The organism is Amnibacterium sp., from assembly GCF_051956055.1.
Classification (GTDB): Bacteria; Actinomycetota; Actinomycetes; order Actinomycetales; family Microbacteriaceae; genus Amnibacterium.
Map to the genome: position 1 here is coordinate 28,870 of NZ_JBQCGC010000014.1, position 17,607 is coordinate 46,476.

Annotated in this window: 19 protein-coding genes; 11 read left to right on the plus strand and 8 right to left on the minus strand. The window is 73.2% G+C overall.

Translation table 11 applies throughout. From position 1 onward, the window contains the following. Nucleotides 1–38: 38 nt before the first annotated feature. Entirely contained in the window at nt 39–407 is a 369-nt protein-coding gene (locus ACTHLI_RS02435; RefSeq protein ID WP_440181233.1) for a VOC family protein, read from the minus strand. An 89-nt stretch (nt 408–496) separates the two neighbouring features. On the opposite strand from ACTHLI_RS02435, the gene ACTHLI_RS02440 reads away from it, so the two are divergent. The 5 genes from ACTHLI_RS02440 to ACTHLI_RS02460 all read left to right on the plus strand — a co-directional run bounded on the left by ACTHLI_RS02440 (nt 497) and on the right by ACTHLI_RS02460 (nt 5,554). After that, on the plus strand, nt 497–1,348 hold the full coding sequence (locus tag ACTHLI_RS02440; RefSeq protein ID WP_440181234.1) for a TIGR03620 family F420-dependent LLM class oxidoreductase: 852 nt from the start codon (nt 497–499) through the stop codon (nt 1,346–1,348). 175 nt (nt 1,349–1,523) lie between these two features. Next, nucleotides 1,524–2,909: a serine/threonine-protein kinase gene (locus ACTHLI_RS02445; RefSeq protein ID WP_440181235.1), complete on the plus strand. Its 1,386-nt coding sequence runs from the start codon at nt 1,524–1,526 to the stop codon at nt 2,907–2,909. Further along, nucleotides 2,906–3,703, plus strand: coding sequence for a phosphatase PAP2 family protein (locus ACTHLI_RS02450; protein WP_440181236.1), 798 nt, complete (start codon nt 2,906–2,908; stop codon nt 3,701–3,703). Before ACTHLI_RS02445 ends, ACTHLI_RS02450 begins: the two co-directional genes overlap by 4 nt. Before the next feature lie 43 nt (nt 3,704–3,746). After that, nucleotides 3,747–4,556 (plus strand): DUF1206 domain-containing protein, encoded by an 810-nt coding sequence (locus ACTHLI_RS02455; RefSeq protein WP_440181237.1) that lies wholly within the window; start codon nt 3,747–3,749, stop codon nt 4,554–4,556. A 23-nt stretch (nt 4,557–4,579) separates the two neighbouring features. Next, entirely contained in the window at nt 4,580–5,554 is a 975-nt protein-coding gene (locus ACTHLI_RS02460; RefSeq protein WP_440181238.1) for a diacylglycerol/lipid kinase family protein, read from the plus strand. A gap of 16 nt (nt 5,555–5,570) precedes the next feature. Here ACTHLI_RS02460 and ACTHLI_RS02465 read toward each other — a convergent pair whose 3' ends face one another. After that, on the minus strand, nt 5,571–7,133 hold the full coding sequence (locus ACTHLI_RS02465; RefSeq protein ID WP_440181239.1) for a phospholipase D family protein: 1,563 nt from the start codon (nt 7,131–7,133) through the stop codon (nt 5,571–5,573). A gap of 212 nt (nt 7,134–7,345) precedes the next feature. Here ACTHLI_RS02465 and ACTHLI_RS02470 point away from each other — a divergent pair, with 212 nt between their 5' ends. Next, nucleotides 7,346–7,600 (plus strand): DUF6458 family protein, encoded by a 255-nt coding sequence (locus ACTHLI_RS02470; protein WP_440181240.1) that lies wholly within the window; start codon nt 7,346–7,348, stop codon nt 7,598–7,600. Nucleotides 7,601–7,630: 30 nt separating this feature from the next. On the opposite strand, the gene ACTHLI_RS02475 is transcribed toward ACTHLI_RS02470, so the two are convergent. After that, a complete protein-coding gene (locus tag ACTHLI_RS02475; protein WP_440181241.1) occupies nt 7,631–7,783 on the minus strand; it encodes a hypothetical protein in 153 nt (50 codons plus the stop codon). A 369-nt stretch (nt 7,784–8,152) separates the two neighbouring features. Here ACTHLI_RS02475 and ACTHLI_RS02480 point away from each other — a divergent pair, with 369 nt between their 5' ends. The 3 genes from ACTHLI_RS02480 to ACTHLI_RS02490 all read left to right on the plus strand — a co-directional run bounded on the left by ACTHLI_RS02480 (nt 8,153) and on the right by ACTHLI_RS02490 (nt 10,296). After that, nucleotides 8,153–8,317, plus strand: coding sequence for a hypothetical protein (locus ACTHLI_RS02480; RefSeq protein WP_440181242.1), 165 nt, complete (start codon nt 8,153–8,155; stop codon nt 8,315–8,317). Between the two features lie 127 nt (nt 8,318–8,444). Next, on the plus strand, nt 8,445–10,076 hold the full coding sequence (locus ACTHLI_RS02485; protein WP_440181243.1) for an APC family permease: 1,632 nt from the start codon (nt 8,445–8,447) through the stop codon (nt 10,074–10,076). A 52-nt stretch (nt 10,077–10,128) separates the two neighbouring features. Then, complete coding sequence (locus ACTHLI_RS02490; RefSeq protein WP_440181244.1) at nt 10,129–10,296, plus strand: hypothetical protein; 168 nt, start codon at nt 10,129–10,131, stop codon at nt 10,294–10,296. Nucleotides 10,297–10,336: 40 nt separating this feature from the next. Here the strand turns inward: ACTHLI_RS02490 and ACTHLI_RS02495 are convergent, their stop codons facing one another. Continuing rightward, on the minus strand, nt 10,337–10,981 hold the full coding sequence (locus ACTHLI_RS02495; protein WP_440181245.1) for a FadR/GntR family transcriptional regulator: 645 nt from the start codon (nt 10,979–10,981) through the stop codon (nt 10,337–10,339). Nucleotides 10,982–11,007: 26 nt separating this feature from the next. Beyond that, nucleotides 11,008–11,733: an SDR family oxidoreductase gene (locus tag ACTHLI_RS02500; protein ID WP_440181246.1), complete on the minus strand. Its 726-nt coding sequence runs from the start codon at nt 11,731–11,733 to the stop codon at nt 11,008–11,010. 44 nt (nt 11,734–11,777) lie between these two features. On the opposite strand from ACTHLI_RS02500, the gene ACTHLI_RS02505 reads away from it, so the two are divergent. Next, a complete protein-coding gene (locus ACTHLI_RS02505; protein ID WP_440181248.1) occupies nt 11,778–12,545 on the plus strand; it encodes an SDR family NAD(P)-dependent oxidoreductase in 768 nt (255 codons plus the stop codon). Between the two features lie 721 nt (nt 12,546–13,266). Then, nucleotides 13,267–14,688 (plus strand): glutamate decarboxylase, encoded by a 1,422-nt coding sequence (locus tag ACTHLI_RS02510; protein WP_440181249.1) that lies wholly within the window; start codon nt 13,267–13,269, stop codon nt 14,686–14,688. A 39-nt stretch (nt 14,689–14,727) separates the two neighbouring features. On the opposite strand, the gene ACTHLI_RS02515 is transcribed toward ACTHLI_RS02510, so the two are convergent. The 3 genes from ACTHLI_RS02515 to ACTHLI_RS02525 form a co-directional block, all read right to left on the minus strand. Then, nucleotides 14,728–15,351 carry a response regulator gene (locus ACTHLI_RS02515; RefSeq protein ID WP_440181251.1) on the minus strand — a complete coding sequence of 208 codons (624 nt, stop codon included), beginning with the start codon at nt 15,349–15,351 and terminating at the stop codon, nt 14,728–14,730. Beyond that, complete coding sequence (locus ACTHLI_RS02520) at nt 15,348–16,571, minus strand: sensor histidine kinase (protein ID WP_440181253.1); 1,224 nt, start codon at nt 16,569–16,571, stop codon at nt 15,348–15,350. The genes ACTHLI_RS02515 and ACTHLI_RS02520 overlap by 4 nt, the downstream gene beginning before the upstream one ends. A 2-nt stretch (nt 16,572–16,573) precedes the next feature. Then, nucleotides 16,574–17,607: MFS transporter (locus ACTHLI_RS02525; protein ID WP_440181255.1), on the minus strand; the 1,034-nt coding region annotated here is incomplete at its 5' end.

Consider the following 17,607-nt stretch of genomic DNA (forward strand, 5'->3'; position numbering starts at 1 on the left):
ACCGCTCGCAGGACCGCCGTCCCCGGACGGCGCGGCGGTCAATCCCCCGGCAGCTCGACGAACACGACGTCGTTGCCGTCCGGGTCGCGCACCCCGAACATGGCCGGGGCGGAGGCCGATCGGATCACCGCGTCGTCGACGTCGACCTCGTCGCGCTGGAGCGTCTCGTGCAGCGGGTTGATGTGGTGCACCCCGAGACGGATGCCCGCGGGCACGCCCGACCCCCTCGCCACGAGCGCGACGGTCACGGGCGATCCCGGAGGTGCCACCTCCAGCCATCGCGTCGTGCCCATCCGGACGTCGCGGCGCACCTCGAAGCCGAGGACCTCGCGGTAGAAGGCGAGGGCGCGATCCTGGTCCTCGACCGGCTGGGCGACGCTGAGGACGGCGATCTCCGGGCTGCTCATGGCGGCAGTGAACACCCGCCGCCCCGCCCGCACCAGGGGCGCCGATGCGCGCCGCGCGCTCGCAGGCGGCCGGACGTAGGGTCCGGCTCATGAGGTGGCGCGACCGACTGGGACCGGTGGGCGTGTGGCGGCGGGACGCCGCCGTGAGCACGGACCTGGCGCGGGAGCTCGAACGCCTGGGCTTCGGCGCGGTGTGGCTGGGCGGCAGTCCTCCCGCCGACCTCGAGCACGCGGAGGCGCTGCTGGGCGCGACCCGGACGATCACGGTCGCCACGGGCATCGTCAACATCTGGAACGCCGACCCGGCCGAGCTGGCCGTCTCCTTCCACCGGATCGAGGCCCGGCACCCGGGGCGGCTCCTACTCGGCATCGGCTCGGGGCATCGCGAGGCGACCGCCGAGCGGAACCGTCCGCTCGAGGCGATGCAGCGCTACCTGGACGTGCTCGACGAGGCGGGCGTCCCGACGGAGCGTCGCGTGGTGTCGGCGCTCGGCCCGAAGATGCTGCGGATCGCCCTCGACCGGAGCGCGGGCACCCATCCGTACCTCACGATCCCGGCGCAGACGGCGGCGATGCGGGAGGCGCTGGGCCAGGAGGCGCTCGTGGCGCCCGAGCAGACCGTGGTCCTCGACACCGACGCGACGACCGCCCGCGCGACGGCTCGCGGCTTCCTCGCCAACTACCTCCGGATGGTCAACTACACGACGACGATGCGTCGCGGCGGCTTCTCCGAGCAGGACGTCGCCGACGGCGGCAGCGACCACCTCGTGGACACGATCGTGCGCCACGGCGACGCCGCAGCGCTGGCCGCCGCCGCGCAGGCGCATCTCGACGCGGGCGCCGACCACGTCTGCCTGCAGGTGCTGCCCGCCACGGCCGACCCGAGCGCCGCGCTCGGCCGCATCGCCGCGGCGCTCGGGCTCCCGTCCCGCACGGGTTGAGCCGTCCGGGCGGCGCTTCGCACTCGAATGCACGAAGAAGCTCCCGAGCACACATTCAGCGAACCCGAGTACCACATGCAGACGGCATTCGAAGAAGGAGCATGTGGATGGGTGTGGCCCCCGGGCTCGACCGGCCCGAGACGGGTGAAGCGCACATCGGGCGACGGGTCCCGCGATGAGCGGGGATGAGGGCGCCCTCGCGAGCACCCGAGGCGAGTTGATCGGCGGCCGCTACGCGCTCGGCCGCCGGATCGGCCACGGTGGCTCGGCCGTCGTGCACGAGGCCTGGGACACGCGCCTCGATCGGCCGGTGGCCGTCAAGACCGTCCGCACGGACCGCTCCGAGCTCGCGTGGCGGCGGTCCGAGGTCGCGATCCTCGCGGCCCTCGACCACCGCGGGCTCGTCACCCTGCTCGACGCGGTCGTGGAGGAGGACGCCACCCATCTCGTGATGGACCTCCAGCGCGGCGGCTCCCTGCGGGAGCGCATCCAGGCGAGGCCGCTCGACCGCCGGGAGCTGCGCAGCGTCGCGATCGACGCCGCCGACGCCCTCGCCCATGTCCACGCGCACGGCGTGGTGCACCGCGATGTGAAGCCCGCCAACCTGCTGCTGCCGGAGGACGGCACGGTGGAGGGGGTCCGGCTGACCGACTTCGGCATCGCCCGCCTCGTCGAGTCGACCCTCACGACCTCCGGGCTCATCGGCACCGCGCAGTACCTGAGCCCCGAGCAGCTCGACGGCGAACCCGCGAGCCCCGCGTCGGACGTGTACGCGCTCGGGCTGACGCTCATCGAGGCGGCGACGGGCTCGGCCGCCTTCCCGGGGAGCCCGGCCGCGTCGTTCGCCGGGCGCCTGCTGCGCGACCCGGAGGTGCCGACGGCACTCGGGTACGAGTGGCGTTCGCTGCTCAGCGCGATGGTGAGCCGCGACCCGGAGCGGCGCCCGAGCGCGCAGGAGGTCGTCGAGCGGGCGCGCGCCGTCCCGGCGGAACCCGCCTGGGACGACGACGTGGACACCGCGCCGATCACGCTCGTGGCGGCGCACACGGCCCCGAGCCGACGCCGCCGCCGGCCGCGGCGGCTCGCGATCGCCGCGGGACTCGCCCTCGTGTCCTCCGCGGGCATCGGCACCCTCACACTGACCGCGGCAGAGTCGCCAGGGACGCCCACCGCGGAATCCGCGATCAGCCCGTCGACGCCGGCTCCCCACCGGTCGGCGGTCGCCCCGGCGTCCTCCGCATCGCCGTCCTCCCCCACCGCGCTCAGCAGGGACGCGCTGCACGCCGTCGACGTGGTGCGGATCGATCCCGTCGCATCGACGACCCCGAGCCCCAGCACCGGGCAGGGCGCGCAGGCCTCGTCGGCACCCTCCGGCCCGTCGGCGCCGCGGCACGCCGCCGCCGGGCGCGGTCACGCGTCGAAGGCGCACGGCCGCCCTGCGGCGCGCGCCGCAGCGCCCGCGCATCGGGCGGCACCGGCCCATCGGGCGGCACCGGCCCATCGCGCCGCACCGGCCCACGGCGCCGCGCACGGCCACCCCGGGAAGGGCGGACGACGATGAGCGCCTCGCGACCCGTCCCGCAGCATCCCGCCGATCTGGCGGAGCGCGGCCGAAGACCCTGGCGGGAGCGCCTGCTCGTCGAGGTCCGCGAGTCGACCCCCGCGGGTCGCCGTGCGCTCCTCGTGCTCGCCGTCGCGCTCATCGCGGTCGGGGCGATCGCGTTCGCCGTCCTCCTGATCGGCGTCCTCACGCACACCGGTCCGCAGCGGCTCGACGTCCCGGTCGAACGGTGGTTCGACGCCCGGCGCGCGTCCGACACCACCACGGTGATGTCGGTCCTCGCGACGGTGTTCGGCCCCGTGGGCATGCCCATCGTGGTCGCCGTCACCCTCATCGTGTGGATCGCGCTCGCCCGGCACCTCTGGCGCCCGCTGCTCCTGCTCGGCGGCATGGTCGCGGGCGTGGTCCTCGCCCAGGTCCTCGCGCCGATCGTCCGCCACCCGCGACCGCCGATCGCGCAGATGCTGCTCGCGCCCGACCACACGTTCTCGTTCCCGTCGGGGCACGTGCTCGGGATGGCCGACTTCTTCCTGCTCACCGCGTTCCTGCTCGCGAGCCGGATCCGCCGGCCCTGGTTCACCGCCGTCGCCGTGGTGGTCGCCGTGCTCGCGGTGATCGCCCAGGTGACCGCCCGGCTGTACCTCGGCTACCACTGGTTCACCGACGTGACCGCCTCCGTCGCGCTCTCCTGCATCATCGTCGGAATGGTGATCGCCATCGACACCCACCGCACGGTGCGCGTGGGGAGCGAGCCCCTCCGCCGCGGCACCGTCCCGCAGACGGAGGGCACGTGACCCGCCCAGGCACCCCGCCCCTGCTGTCCGATCGGAGTCGACCATGAGCGCCACCGCGCACGCCCGCAGCACCCTGCGCAAGACCGGAGCGGACCGAGCGCTGCGCACGCTGGCGCGCGTCGGCTTCGTCGCGAGCGGGCTGATCCACCTGCTGCTCGGCTACCTCGCGATCCAGGTCGCAGCGCACCACAGCGCGCGCTCCGACCAGTCGGGCGCGCTCGCCGCGATCGGCAAGCTGCCGGGCGGCGACATCCTGCTCTGGATCACGACCGTCGGCCTGTTCGCCCTCGCGCTCTGGCTGGTCGTCAGCGCGGTGCTCGGCGTCGGGTCGGGGGACGTGAAGCGATGGCTGCGCACCCTCGTGCCGATCGCGAAGGCGCTCGCGTACTTCGCGCTGGGCCTGACCGCCCTCGCGTTCGCCCAGGGCAGCTCGTCGAACTCCGCCAGCTCCACGAAGCACGCGAGCTCGACGGTCCTCCACCTGCCCGGCGGGCAGCTGCTGCTCGGGCTGGTCGGGCTGATCGCCCTCGGTGTGGGCGTCTACATGGTGGTGAAGGGCGCTCGGCAGGGGTTCAAGAAGGACCTCGCCATGCCGAGCGGCACCGCGGGTCGGGTCGTCACGGCGTTCGGGACCGTCGGGTACATCGCGAAGGGCATCGCCGTCGGCGTGGTCGGCATCCTCTTCCTCGTCGCCGCGGTGACGGTGGACCCCAACCGGGCCTCCGGACTCGACGGCGCCCTGCGCGCGCTGGCCGCGCTCCCGTTCGGTGCCGTGCTGCTGGTCGGCGTCGGCATCGGGCTGATCGCGTTCGGCCTGTACACGTTCGTGCGCGCCCGCTACGCCCGCCTGTGACCACCTCGATCCGAGAGGGCGCCGTGCCCGATCCCAGCACCCGCACGCGGCTCGCCGCCGTCGTCTACAACCCCGTGAAGGTCGACCTCGAGGCGCTCCGCCGCGTCGTCGCCGCCGAGGAGACCGCCGCCGGCTGGGCGGAGACGAGGTGGATCGAGACGTCGGAGGAGGACCCGGGCGGCGGCGCGGCCCGCGAGGCGCTCGACGCGGGGGCGCGGCTCGTGATCGCGGCGGGCGGCGACGGCACCGTCCGCGCGGTCGCGGAGGTCGTCGCCGGTACCGACGCCTCGCTCGGCCTGCTGCCCGCCGGCACCGGGAACCTGCTCGCGCGGAACCTCGATCTGACGCTCGACGACATGGAGCACGCCATCCGCACCGCCTTCCGCGGGCGCGATCGGGCGATCGACACCGGGTGGATCGAGGCGCGCCGCGAGGACGGCTCGGTCTCGAACCAGCTGTTCCTCGTCATGGCAGGCATCGGCCTCGACGCGAAGATGCTCGCCGGGACGGACGAGGGCCTGAAGGCCAAGGTCGGCTGGCTCGCCTACGTCGGCGCCCTCGCGAGGGCGCTCAGGGACTCCAACCGCATCGCCATGCGGTACAGCGTCGACGGCCACCGCACCCGGCAGGTGCACGCCCACACCGTCATCATCGGCAACTGCGGCACGCTGACCGCCGACATCCTGCTCCTGCCCGACGCCGTGATCGACGACGGCGTGTTCGACATCGTCTTCTTCCGGCCGTCGAGCGTGATCGGCTGGCTCCAGGTGTTCCGCAAGGTGCTCTGGGAGAACGGCGTCCTGCGTCGGATCCGCGGCGGCGACCGCTTCCTCACCGGCGACATCGACGCGCTCCACTACCTGCGCGGCGGTCACCTCACCGTGAAGCTGAGCGCGCCGGAGGAGATCGAGCTCGACGGCGATCCGATGGGCCGCGTCACCGCCTTCCGCGCCCGGGTGGAGCGCGGAGCGCTCCGGGTCAGGGTGCCCGCGGAGTGAGCCTGTCGCACCCGGCTCAGAAGCGGTCGGTGCCGCGCAGCCGCGCCGGGCGCCCGTCCGGGTCGGCGATCGTCCGGTAGATCGGCTCGGCCCAGAGCCGCTGCAGCCGGGTGACGGGTTCGGGCCGGTGCGCCCGGACGCGCGCAGCGGGGTGGGGTCCGTCCGCGGGCCCGCCCCAGCGCTCCACCTCCTGCGCGAGCGTCCGCCACAGCGCGAGCGCACCGTCCAGGTCGTCCAGCCGGGGGTCGTGCGCCGGCAGCCCGAGGTGCTCGCTCCACAGCCCACGGCGCAGTGACGACGCGAGCGTGCCGTCGCGGTCGCCGCCGACCACGGCGCACGTGAGCTCGCTGTCGGTGGTCCAGGAACGGCGGTTGAAGTTGTCCGAGCCGCAGGTGAACCAGACGTCGTCGATGATGCAGATCTTCGCGTGCACGTACACCGGCGTCCCCGCGGCGTTCTCGATGTCGAACACGCCCACCCGGTCGGGTGCGGCGCGCCGGAGGGCCCGGATCGCGCGGATCTGCCCCAACCGGAGGGCGGGCCCCACGACAGCGCCGGAGGAATCGGGGTGCCGCGGCACCACGACGACGACCCGCAGTCGCGGATGGGCGGCCAGGGAGCGCACGATGCCGCGGACCACCTCCGTCGACCAGAGGTACTGGTCCTCGATGTAGATCAGGCGCGTCGCCCGGGCGAACGCCTTCTCGTACGCACGTGCGATGGTGCGCTCGCCATCGGGAGCGAACGGGAACGGCGGCCGCTTGCGACCGTAGGTGCGCAGCAGCTGCACCGCGTGCGGGCCTGCGGGGGCGGGCGGAGGCGCGGTCTCGGGCAGCGGACGGGGATGCCGAGGCATGCGGGCGAGCCGCTGCAGCAGCATCCGGTACGGCGTCTTCGCGTCCAGGGGCGTCGGGTCGTCCCACCGCTCGGCGAAGAGCCGCAGCACGTCGACCACCACGGGGCCGCGCAGCTCGAGCGCCGCATCGTGCCAGGGCGGTCGCGGGCCGTACCGCGGATCCATCGCGAGCGCCTGCGGATCGCCCGCGTGGTGCTCGTCGTCGCGTCGGCTGTGGCAGAGATCGATGCCGCCGACGAAGGCGACGTCCCGCTCGGGGTCGCCGCGCCTGCGGACCACGACGAGCTTCTGATGGTGAGAGCCGAAGCGCCGCACCCGCTGATCCAGGAGCACCTCACCACCGGCGTCGTTGATGCGTCGGCCGAGCTTCGAGTTGGCCCTGCCGCTCACCGGCGCGGCGAGGCGTTCGCCGTGGGATCGCCAGACCAGTCCCCTGACCTCGACACCGCGCTCGGCGAGGTCGCAGAGCAGCTCACCGATCGTCGGCCCGTCCGGGAGCAGCCGCTCGTCCGCGTCCCCACGCCAATCGGTGAACCAGACGCGGTCACCGGGACGGAGCGCGTCGAGCTCGGCGTGCAGCCGCGCGAAGTAGACGGCGCCGTGCACGAGCGGCCGCACGAGGTTGCCCTCCGACCACGGGCCCTCCCGGTGCTCCGCGGCGGAGGCGCCCGGCACGCGGCTCTCCGCCCCGTCCAGGAACCAGTCCGTCGACGCTCCGACCACCCCGCAATCCTGGTGGAGACGGGCGTCGCTCGCCGACCACCCGAGGCACCCCCGCCGAACGCGCCCCTCAGCACTGGACAGGATTCACCCAGACGGTATTCGGCTCATCTTCGGCTTGTTCCCGGACAGTGGAGGTTCGTCACTCCGGGAGCCGGACAGGGCGGCTCCTGCCGCTTGCCGAGGGCCCCCTACCCACAGATCGGAGTCCCACCATGACCATGGGAACGGGCGTCGTCCTCTTCGTGATCGGCGCGATCCTCGCGTTCGCCGTGCACGTGCAGACGGCCTTCATCAGCTTGAGCACCGCCGGCTACATCCTCATGGTCGCGGGCGTCGTCGTGTTCCTCATCGGCCTCGTGCTGATGCTGCGCGGACGCCGCTCCGTGACGACCACCACGGCAGCGCCCGGCCAGCCCGTCGGGACCACCAGCAGCACGACGCGCACCACCGACCCGTCCGAGTTCTGACGGCGAGGGCCGTCGGCCCTCACAGCGCGCTCAGGCGCGCCCCTGCTGCTCGCCCCTCCGGAACACCGCGAGGGTGCGGGCGGCCTCGGCCCCGTGCGTGCGCACGCGGTCGAGGAAGTCGCTGGGCTCCGCAGGCTCGGCGGACCCCATGGGCAGGGTGGAGAAAGCGTCCGGGTCAGACACGAGACGGACCGTACCGGCGCGCGCGACACGCCCCAACCCCTCGTTGTGGGGGATGGGACAGACCGATCGGTCTGTCCTACCGTCAGGACCGCGCGGTCACCCAGCCGCGTGAGGTCGAGCTCCCCAGATCGACCGAACCGCACCACCACCCGTCGGCCCGACCGACGACCCCGCGTCGACCGTCACCCCGAGCTCGACACGGACCCGATACGACGTCCTGCCGGAGCCGGCCCCCACCGGCCCGGCGGGACGCCGGGCCGAATCTCGGCCCCTTCTCCGTCACTCTGAGAAACCGCTGATTGCCAGCAATACGCCAGTTGGCCGCTGGCAGCATGAGGGCCGAGCATTCGATCGGAAGGGGCTCTGCCCGTGAATCTCCTCGTCGGCATCATCGCCCTCATCGCCATCATCCTGCTCATCACCGGCGGCGTCGGTTCGTCGCTGCACTTCCTGCTCTGGATCGGCGGCATCCTGCTGGTCATCGCCATCGTGATCTTCCTCGTGCGGCTGCTCACGGGCCGCCGAGCGCCCTGACCCGGGAGCCCTCCACCCGCAGCACCCAGCGCGAGCAGTCCGAACAGGCCGATCGCCCCGCGCACCGCCTGCACCCCACCGGTCAGGCGCGACACGGCGGTCGACGATCGAGAGACGGGGACGACCGATGACCAGTGCGGTCCGTGAGCAGTCGAGCGCCATCGGCGAGGACCACCACCTCAAGCAGCGGCTCGGCTACTGGTCGCTCGTCGCCACGGGCATCGGGAGCGTCATCGGCTCCGGCTGGCTGTTCTCGGCGATGTACGCGGCGCAGACGGCCGGTCCGGCCTCCCTGATCGCCTGGGTGGTCGGCGGCGCGGTCATGCTCGCCGTCGCACTCGTCTTCGCAGAGCTCGGCATGGTGCATCCCGAGTCGGGGGGCCTCGTGCGCTACCCCCTGTACTCGAACGGTCGCTTCGCCGCGAGCATCGTCGGCTGGAGCATGTGGGTGACCTACGTGGCGAACCCGCCCACCGAGGCCTCCGGCGTCGTGCAGTACGCGAGCTCGTACATCCCGGGCCTCTTCGCCGACGGCCAGCTGACGTTCCCCGGCATCCTCTGCGCGATCGGCCTCATGGCCGTCTTCGTGGTCGTGAACTGGTTCGGCGTCCAGTTCTTCGCCCGCAGCAACAACATCGTGACAGCGGTGAAGATCTGCATCCCGACCCTCACCATCGTGCTGCTGTTCATCAGCGGGTTCAGCCACACCGGCGGAGCCGGCGGCACGGACAACCTCGCCACCGGCGGCGGGTTCGCGCCGTACGGGATCGGTGCCGCCCTCGGCACGATCGCGACCGCCGGGATGGTGTTCGCCTACACCGGGTTCCGCAACATCGTCGAGCTGTCCGGCGAGGTGACGAACCCGCGCCGGAACATCCCCGCCTCCCTGATCACCACGATCCTCGGGGCGATCGTGCTCTACCTCCTGCTGCAGACCGCGTTCATCCTGGGCGTCCCCCAGCACCTGCTCGGCTCGGGGTGGAGCGGGGTCCACTTCGACTCGCCGTTCGCGCAGCTCGCGCTGCTCCTCGGCATGACCTGGCTCTACTGGATCCTCATCGCCGATTCGATGGTGTCGCCGTCGGGCTCCGGCATCGTGTTCACCGCGTCGAACGCGCGGAACGTGTTCGGCCTCGCGAAGAACCGCTTCTTCCCGGCGTGGCTGGCCAGGGTGGACCGGGGCTCCGGCGTGCCGCGACGCGCGCTGCTGATCAACTTCGTCGTGGGGATCCTGTTCCTGCTCCCGCTGCCCAGCTGGCACGCGATCATCGGGGTGACCGGCACGCTGATCGCCTTCACCTTCTCCATCGGGTCCGTCTCGGTCGTCGCGTTCCGGCGGTCCGGGCTCAGCGATGCCGGCGCTCGCCTGCCCGGCATGACCGTGATCGCGCCGTTCGCGTTCATCGTGAGCGCGCTCGTCATCTACTGGGTGCCGTGGCACGAGCTCGTGCTCACCATCCCGATCGTCGCCGTCGGCCTCGTCTGGTACGTCGTCACCGCGGTGCTGCAGCGCCACACGGCCCAGGACATCGTCGGTGGCGTGTGGCTCGTCGCCTACCTCGTGGTGATGTATGCGCTGTCGGCGATCGGCGGCTTCGGCGGCCTCGGCCTGATCCCGTCGCCGTGGGACTCCGTGGTCGTCGCCGCGCTCGCCGCGGCCCTCTACGTCTGGGGGGTCCGGTCCGGCGTCCACTACATGCGCGCTCGCCCCGAGCTGGTGGACGAGCTGCGCGGGCAGCAGGTCGAGCCGTCGCGGTAGCGCGGGACGTTCGGCAGGTGCGCACACCCCGGGTGCGACGCACACTCCTCGGATGACGCCGGAGAGCGACGGGATGCGACGTCTGCGTCTCCTCCTCGAGATCCTGCGTTCGGAGGTCGAGGCGGCCGGGTGGCACCGGGAGCTCGACGAGCTCGTCCAGCGATACCGGTCCGACGGCACCTGGCCGTTCGATCACGATCGGGAGCCGGACCCCCGCTGAGCACGCCACCCGACCATGGACGCTCCTGGGAGCGCGGCTCTCAGCCGGCCGGTGTCGCGCGCCGGACGATCGACCCCATGGCGGCGCGCGCCACCTCGGGGTCCCCTGCCCGCACCGCGTCCGCGACGTCGACGTGGAGCCGCACGTCCACGCTCTCCGGCGCCCGCCCCGCGAGCTGCACGAGCGCCCGGTCCTCGAGTGCGACGCCCACGAGGCCGTCCAGCGCGGCGAACATGGCGTTGCCGGCCGCTTCGATCAGCGCATGGTGGAAACGCCGGTCCGCCTCGAGGAACGCCACCGACCCCCGCGCGCGCTCCAGATCCCCGGCCGCCGCCGACAGCACCACGACGGACTCCTCCGATCGCCGGAGCGCCGCCAGCGCCGCGGCCTCCGGCTCGATGGCGGCGCGGAGGTCCCGGAGCTCCTCGAGCTGCCGGAGGCGATCGCCGACGGCGAGTCGCCACTGCACCACCCGGAGATCGAGCAGATCCCACTCGCTCCGCGGCAGCACCGTGAGGCCCGTCCGCGGCGACGCGGCGAGCAGGCCGGCGGCGGCGAGCTCGCGGGTGACCTCGCGGACGATCGTCCGCGAGACGCCGGTCGTCGCGACCAGGCGGTCGATGGTCGTGACCCGGCCGGCGGGCCAGCGCTCGCCCACGATCGCGCCCCCGACCTCGTCGAGCACGCGACGGTACGCGGCGCCGCCCGGGGTCACCGCTGCGACAGCGGCGAGAGCACGAGCTCGTCGATGCGGACGTGGGCCGGTGCGTCCAGGACGTGCAGGATGCTGCGGGCGACGTCCTCCGGGCGCAGCATCACGGCCCTGGCCGCCGCATCGGGCACGACGGGGCGCTGATCGAGGAAGTCCGTGTCGACATCACCGGGGCAGAGGTGCGTCGCGCGGACGCCGTGGCCGCCCTCCTCGGCGTTCAGCGTCCTGCAGACCGCACCGAGCGCCGCCTTGCTCGCGCTGTACGCGACCCCGGCGCCGGGCTGGAAGGACCACGCCGCGTACGAGGAGACGACGACCACCGTGCCGCCGCGGGCGCGGAGCGCCGGGAGCGCGGCGTCGACGATCTGCGCGGTCGCGAGCAGGTTCGTGGTGACGACCGCCCCGAAGCCCGGCATCGTCTGGTCGCTCCAGCGCCGCTGCGGGGTGTTGAGCCCCGCCGCGAGCACGAGCTCGTCGATCCGGCCGGCCGTTCCCATGACGGCGCCGACCGCCTCCTGGGCCCAGGCGGGGTCGGTGGCGTCGCCGCAGACGACCTGCGCACGGCCCCCGTTCGAGCCGATCGTCCGGGCGACCTCGTCGAGCCGCGGGGCCCGGCGACCGCTCAAGACCACGGTCCTGCCGCTCGTCGCGGCCGCGACGGCCGCGGCACGGCCCATCCCGCTGCCGGCGCCCACGACCCACGTCACGCGATCCTCGGATTCCATGGCGCGAATAGTAGTACTATTCGATCCGGACCGAGGAGGCGGACATGCAGCTCGACCTGCGCGACAGGGTCGTCGTGATCACCGGAGGCGGACGCGGGATCGGCCGCGGCATCGCCGATCGGCTCGTGGGCGAGGGCGCGAAGGTCGCCGTGCTCGATCTGGCCTTCCCGGACGGCGTGCCCGAGGACCGTGCGGGCATCACCTGCGACGTCGGTGACGCCGCCTCCGTGAACGCTGCGATCACCGAGGTGGTCTCCCGGTTCGGCACGGTCGACGTGCTGGTGAACAACGCGGGCATCAACGTCGAGGGGCAGGTCGCGGACCTCGATCCGGCTCGGTTCAAGGCCTGCCTCGACGTCAACGTGGGCGGGGTGTTCCTCGTGTCGCAGGCGGTCATCCCGGTGATGCGCGCCGCCGGCCGGGGTCGGATCATCAACGCCGCATCGTTCGCGGCCATCGTGCCGAGCGTCGGCAGCGCGGCGTACGCCGCATCGAAGGCGGCCGTGGTGCAGTTCACCCGGGTGCTGGCGAGCGAACTCGGCCCGTGGGGCATCACCGTCAACGCCTACGCGCCGGGGATGGTGCCGACCGCGATGAACGGGTTCGCCGAGATGACCGCGGCCGACCAGGACCGGCTGCTCGACACGCTGTCGCTCCGCCGCTGGGAGACCCCGGACGACGTCGCCGACCTGGTCACGTTCCTCGCGAGCGACGCCGCCGGATACATCACCGGAGCGCTCATCGACGTGAGCGGCGGGAAGCTCGCGACCCAGATCCCGGCGAAGGCCTACGAGGCGGCCGGGCGCGACTGAACCCGCTCCCGGCTCAGCGGCGCTTCGACCGTCCGCAGGACGCGCACTGCCAGCAGGCGCGGTCGTCCTCGGCGAAGCGGCCGAGGTTCATCGCGTGCCCGCAACGGCAGGCGCGTGTGCTGTACGAAGTCGACTGGGCCGTGAAGAGGCTGGCGGTCATCATGACCTGCTGACTGAGGCTCGATGCCCCTATCGGTGTGCCGGCGGGTCCTGCTCGCGTCGCGACGGGCGAGTTGTCTTCGCAGGACCGCTCTGACCCGGCACCAGCGGCGACAGTACGTGAGGGGTCCGACACCGGCAAGGCGCTTGCGCGCATCCGATCCGCCTGCTACTCCGCGTAGCCTCGGAATCCGAGGCTCGATGGCCCTCGATGCCCGCTCGCGCACTGCCACAGCGGCGCGCCGGACACGAGGTCCGCCTCCGACGCGAGCGTCACCGTGCTCGCGCATCCCTCCCTCGGACAGAGCCGGTCGGAGACGGAGGACACCGGGGCTTCTCTCGCTCGGGCGGCCCGAACGGCTCGACGCGGCGCGGGACGCGCATGCAGAGCTGCCGGAATGGGTGGCTCATCTTCTCCCTCCCGGCTGCGCCCCAGCCGGGTCCCGACTGGGCCTTCTCCGCATGCCGGCCGCGCAGGGGCGGGCGGCGGCGGGCGGGCGCTGGAGGGCGCGGCGCCCATCGCCTCTTCCTCGCCGCGGCGGCGGGGAGGAAGCTGACGCCCGTGACTGCGAGCGCCGCGCCCGACGACCACCTCGACGACGTGTTCGCATCGGGGTCCATGACCACGCGTCCCCCGAAGCACCGCTTCCCGGCGGATGAGCGGGACCCGCGCGACGCGTACCAGCTCGTCCACGACGAGCTGCTGCTCGACGGCGTCTCCCGGATGAATCTCGCGACGTTCTGCACGACATGGCTGGACCCTGAAGCGGAGCGCCTCATGACCGAGTCGATCAGCAAGAACATCGTCGACAAGGACGAGTACCCGCAGACGGCCGAGCTCGAGTCGCGTTGCGTGTCGATGCTCGCGCACCTGTTCCATGCCCCCGACCCGGCGGCGGCGACCGGGACCTCGACGGTCGGCTCCAGCGAGGCGGCGATGCTCGGCGGCCTGGCGGCGAAGTGGCGCTGGCGGGCGCGCCGGCGGGACGCCGGGCTGGCCGCGGGGAACCCGAACCTCGTCTCCGGGCCGGTGCAGGTGTGCTGGGAGAAGTTCGCGCGCTACTTCGACGTCGAGCTGCGGCAGGCGCCCATGACCGACGGGTTCGTCCTCACGCCGCAGCAGGTCCTCGACCGGTGCGACGAGAACACGATCGCGGTCGTGGTGACGTTCGGTCAGACGTTCACGGGGCTCTTCGAGGACGTGGCGGCGATCAGTGCCGCTCTCGACGACCTCCAGGCCCGCACCGGCCTCGACATCCCGATCCACGTCGACGCCGCGAGCGGCGGCTTCGTCGCCCCGTTCTGCGCGCCCGAGCTCGTCTGGGACTTCCGCATTCCGCGGGTCAAGTCGCTGAACGTGTCCGGGCACAAGACGGGACTCGCGCCGATCGGTGCGGGATGGGCCCTCTGGCGCGAGGCCGGTGACCTGCCGAAGGAGCTGATCTTCGACGTGAACTACCTCGGCGGCCAGATGCCGACCGTGGGCATCAACTTCTCGCGGCCGGGCGGCCAGGTCATCACCTCGTACTACACGTTCCTCCGGCTCGGGATGGAGGGGTACCGGAAGGTGCAGTCGGCCGCGTACGAGGTCGCGCAGCACCTCGCCGACGGCATCGGCTCGACGGGGCGGTTCACCGTCGTGTTCGACGGGGACCCGGTGAAGGGCATCCCCGCGGTCACCTGGACGACCGCCGACGACACCGCGCCGCACAACCTCTTCGATCTCGCGGAGGCGCTCAGGACCCGCGGCTGGCTGGTGCCCGCGTACACCCTCCCCCCGGACCGGTCGGAGCTCGCCGTGCAGCGGATCGTCGTCCGCCACGGGTTCAGCCTCGACATGGCCGACCTGCTGCTCGACGATCTGCGGCGCGCGCTGGACCGCCTGGACGAGCGGCCGCCGTCCGCACCCGCCCCGACCTCGACGGGCGGGTTCGCCCACGACGCGACGCCCGCGGTCGCACAGGTGGCCCCGGCCGCCGGCTGACCGGAGGGGTCAGGGCGGTCCGGCGAGGGCACGACGGCCTCAGATGACGCCCAGCTCGATCGCCCGCCGCACCGCCGCGGTCCGATCCGCCGCCCCGAGCTTCTCGAACGCGCGCCGCAGATACGTCTTCACGGTGGTCTCGCTGATGTGGAGCTCGGCACCGATCCGGGCGTTCGTGGCGCCGCGGGAGGCGAGGCGCAGCACGTTGACCTCCTGCACGGACAGCACGGGGGCCGCGGCCGGCCCGGGGCCGCGGAGGCTGCCGAGCAGGGCGTCCGCCGCGGGCCTGGCGAGCACGGTCTGCCCCTCGGCGGCGGCGCGGACCGAGCGGGCGAGCTCGGCGGCACCGACGTCCTTGAGGAGATAGCCGGAGGCACCCGCCTCGATCGCGCGGAGGATGTCCTCGTCGGTGTCGTAGGTCGTGAGGATCACCACGCGGGCGAGCGACTCCGCGACGATCCGACGGGTCGCCTCGACCCCGTCGCCCCCGGGCATGCGCAGATCCATGAGGACGAGATCGGGCCGTTCCGATCGGGCGAGCGCGACGGCTTCGGGGCCGCTCGACGCGACGGCGACCACGTCGATGTCGCTGTTCGTCGCGAGCATCGCCCGGATGCCCTCCCGCACGAGCGGGTGGTCGTCGGCGAGCACGAGGCGGATCACGACCGCGCCTCCCCCTTGGCTACCGCCGGGATGCGCACGCGGAGCCGCGTGCCGTGGCCCGGTTCGGAGCGCACGGCGAGCTCGCCGCCGATCTCGGCGACGCGGTCGCTCATGCCGGCGAGCCCGAAGGTGGTGCCGTCCCCGACCGCGGCCGCGTCGAAGCCCGCTCCGTCGTCGGTGATCTCGAGCGTCACATCTCCGGCGCCGAAAGCGAGGCGGACCTCGGCGCGGGTGGCGTGAGCGTGACGCCGGACGTTGGTCAGCGCCTCCTGGGTCACCCGGAGCAGCACCACGTCGACGGCGGGCCCGAGCGCGCGGACCTCGCCCGACACCTCCGCATCGGCCTGGACCCCGGACTCGCTGCGGAAGGCGGCGACGGTGCGCCGCACGGCCTCGGTGAGGCTCGACCCGACGAGCGGGCCGGGCGTGAGGGCGGCGATGATCCTGCGCGACTCGGCGAGGTTCTCCGCGGCCGTCGCCGTGATCAGCTCGAGATGCCGGGCCGTCGCGGCGGGGTCGGTCGCGAGCTCGATCCTGGCCGCGTTGCCGAGCGCGACGATCGAGGCGAATCCCTGCGCGAGGGTGTCGTGCATCTCGCGGGCGATTCGGGCACGTTCGGCCGACGCGCCCTGCGCGGCCGACAGCGCCGCGATCTCGGCCTGACCGGCGCGCAGCTCCTCGATCAGCCTGCGCCGCTCCTCGCTCTCCCGCACCACGTGCTGCACCCGGCCGGCGAAGAAGACCGACACGACGATCGTGACCGCGGCCGTCCCGAGCGCCTGCACCACGTTGGGGACCGTCAAGGGGTACTTGAGCAACGAGACCGCGAAGGGCGCGAGGTCGAAGACGACGATGATCGGGATCGCGGTCCGCAGCGCGAAGGCCAGGAAGACCGCGGGCGAGATGCAGAACAGCAGCAGCGTGCTCCACTGGTCCGCGACGACCGCGACGGTGAACAGCACGAGCGCGATGCCCGACCAGGTCCAGGAGCGCCACGCCCCGCGGCGCTGCGCCTCGATGTCGGGGCGCAGGAGCGCCAGCACGAGCCCGCCGACGGCGAGCGCGCACATCGCGGCGATCGCCGTCGCCGCGATCCCGAACTCCGGGACCACGACGACGGCGACGGCGGTGCCGGCGGCGGAGAGGACCGAGAAGCGGATCCACGATCCGAACGGGCTCCCCGCGCCGGAGGCCGGCACGGCACCGGCCTGCTCGGTCACGGTCACACCGTAGCGGCGGCGACCGGCTCCGCCACTGCGGAGACCTCGCCGCGCGGGTAGAGCAGGCCGAGCGCCGTGATGACGAGCATCGCGCCGGCCATCGCGGCGAACGCCCAGGCCACGCTATCCGCGTAGCCCTGCGCGACGGCGTGGACGAACTGCTCGCGGACCGCGGCCGGGAGCCGGTCGAGCGAGCCGGACGCCGCGCTCGTGCCGCTGATCCGCCCGACCGCGGCGGCGACGGCGGACGCCGGCGCGCCGAGGGCCGCGAACGACGACGTGAGGGCCGACGTCAGCCGCTCGGTGACGAGCGTCGTCAGCACCGCGAGCCCGAGCGCGCCGCCGAGGTTGCGCATGGTCTGGGAGATCGCGCTCACCTCGCCGTAGGAGGCACCGATCGCGCGGTTGACGGCGTCGGTGCTCGCCGCGCTCAGCATGAAGCCGATCCCCGCGCCGGCCACGAGGATCGGCAGGGTGAGCGGGGTGAACACGTCGCCCGGGTGCGCCGGGATGCTGGTCACCGCGACGGCGAGCCACGCGAACCCGGCCGCACCGATGATCCCCGCGATGACGAACACGCTGCGGGCGCCGAGCCGGTCGAACCGCCTGGCGCCGATGCGCGACGCGATCACGAAGCCGACGAAGAAGTCGAGGAAGAGCAGCCCGGTCGACTGCGCGGTGAGCCGCTCGGCGACCTGCCCGTAGACGCTCAGGAAGAAGAAGCTGCTGAGGAACGCGAACGACGCGACGAGCGTGGCGATCGTCGCGATCGTGAAGCCGCGCTCCCGGAAGACGGCGAGGCGCACGAGCGGCACCTCGACCCTCCGCTCCAGCAGCACGAACAGGACGAGGAGCGCGACTCCGGCGAGCACGGCGCCGACGACCGCGGGCGAGGCCCATCCCCACGTCCCGGCCTGCTGCAGCCCGAAGACGAGCAGCGCGATCCCGGCGGCGATCACGAGCGCGCCGGCGAAGTCGATCCGCTCGCGCACCGGCTTCGCGGCCGGAGCGGCGATCGCGATGATCACCGCGGCGA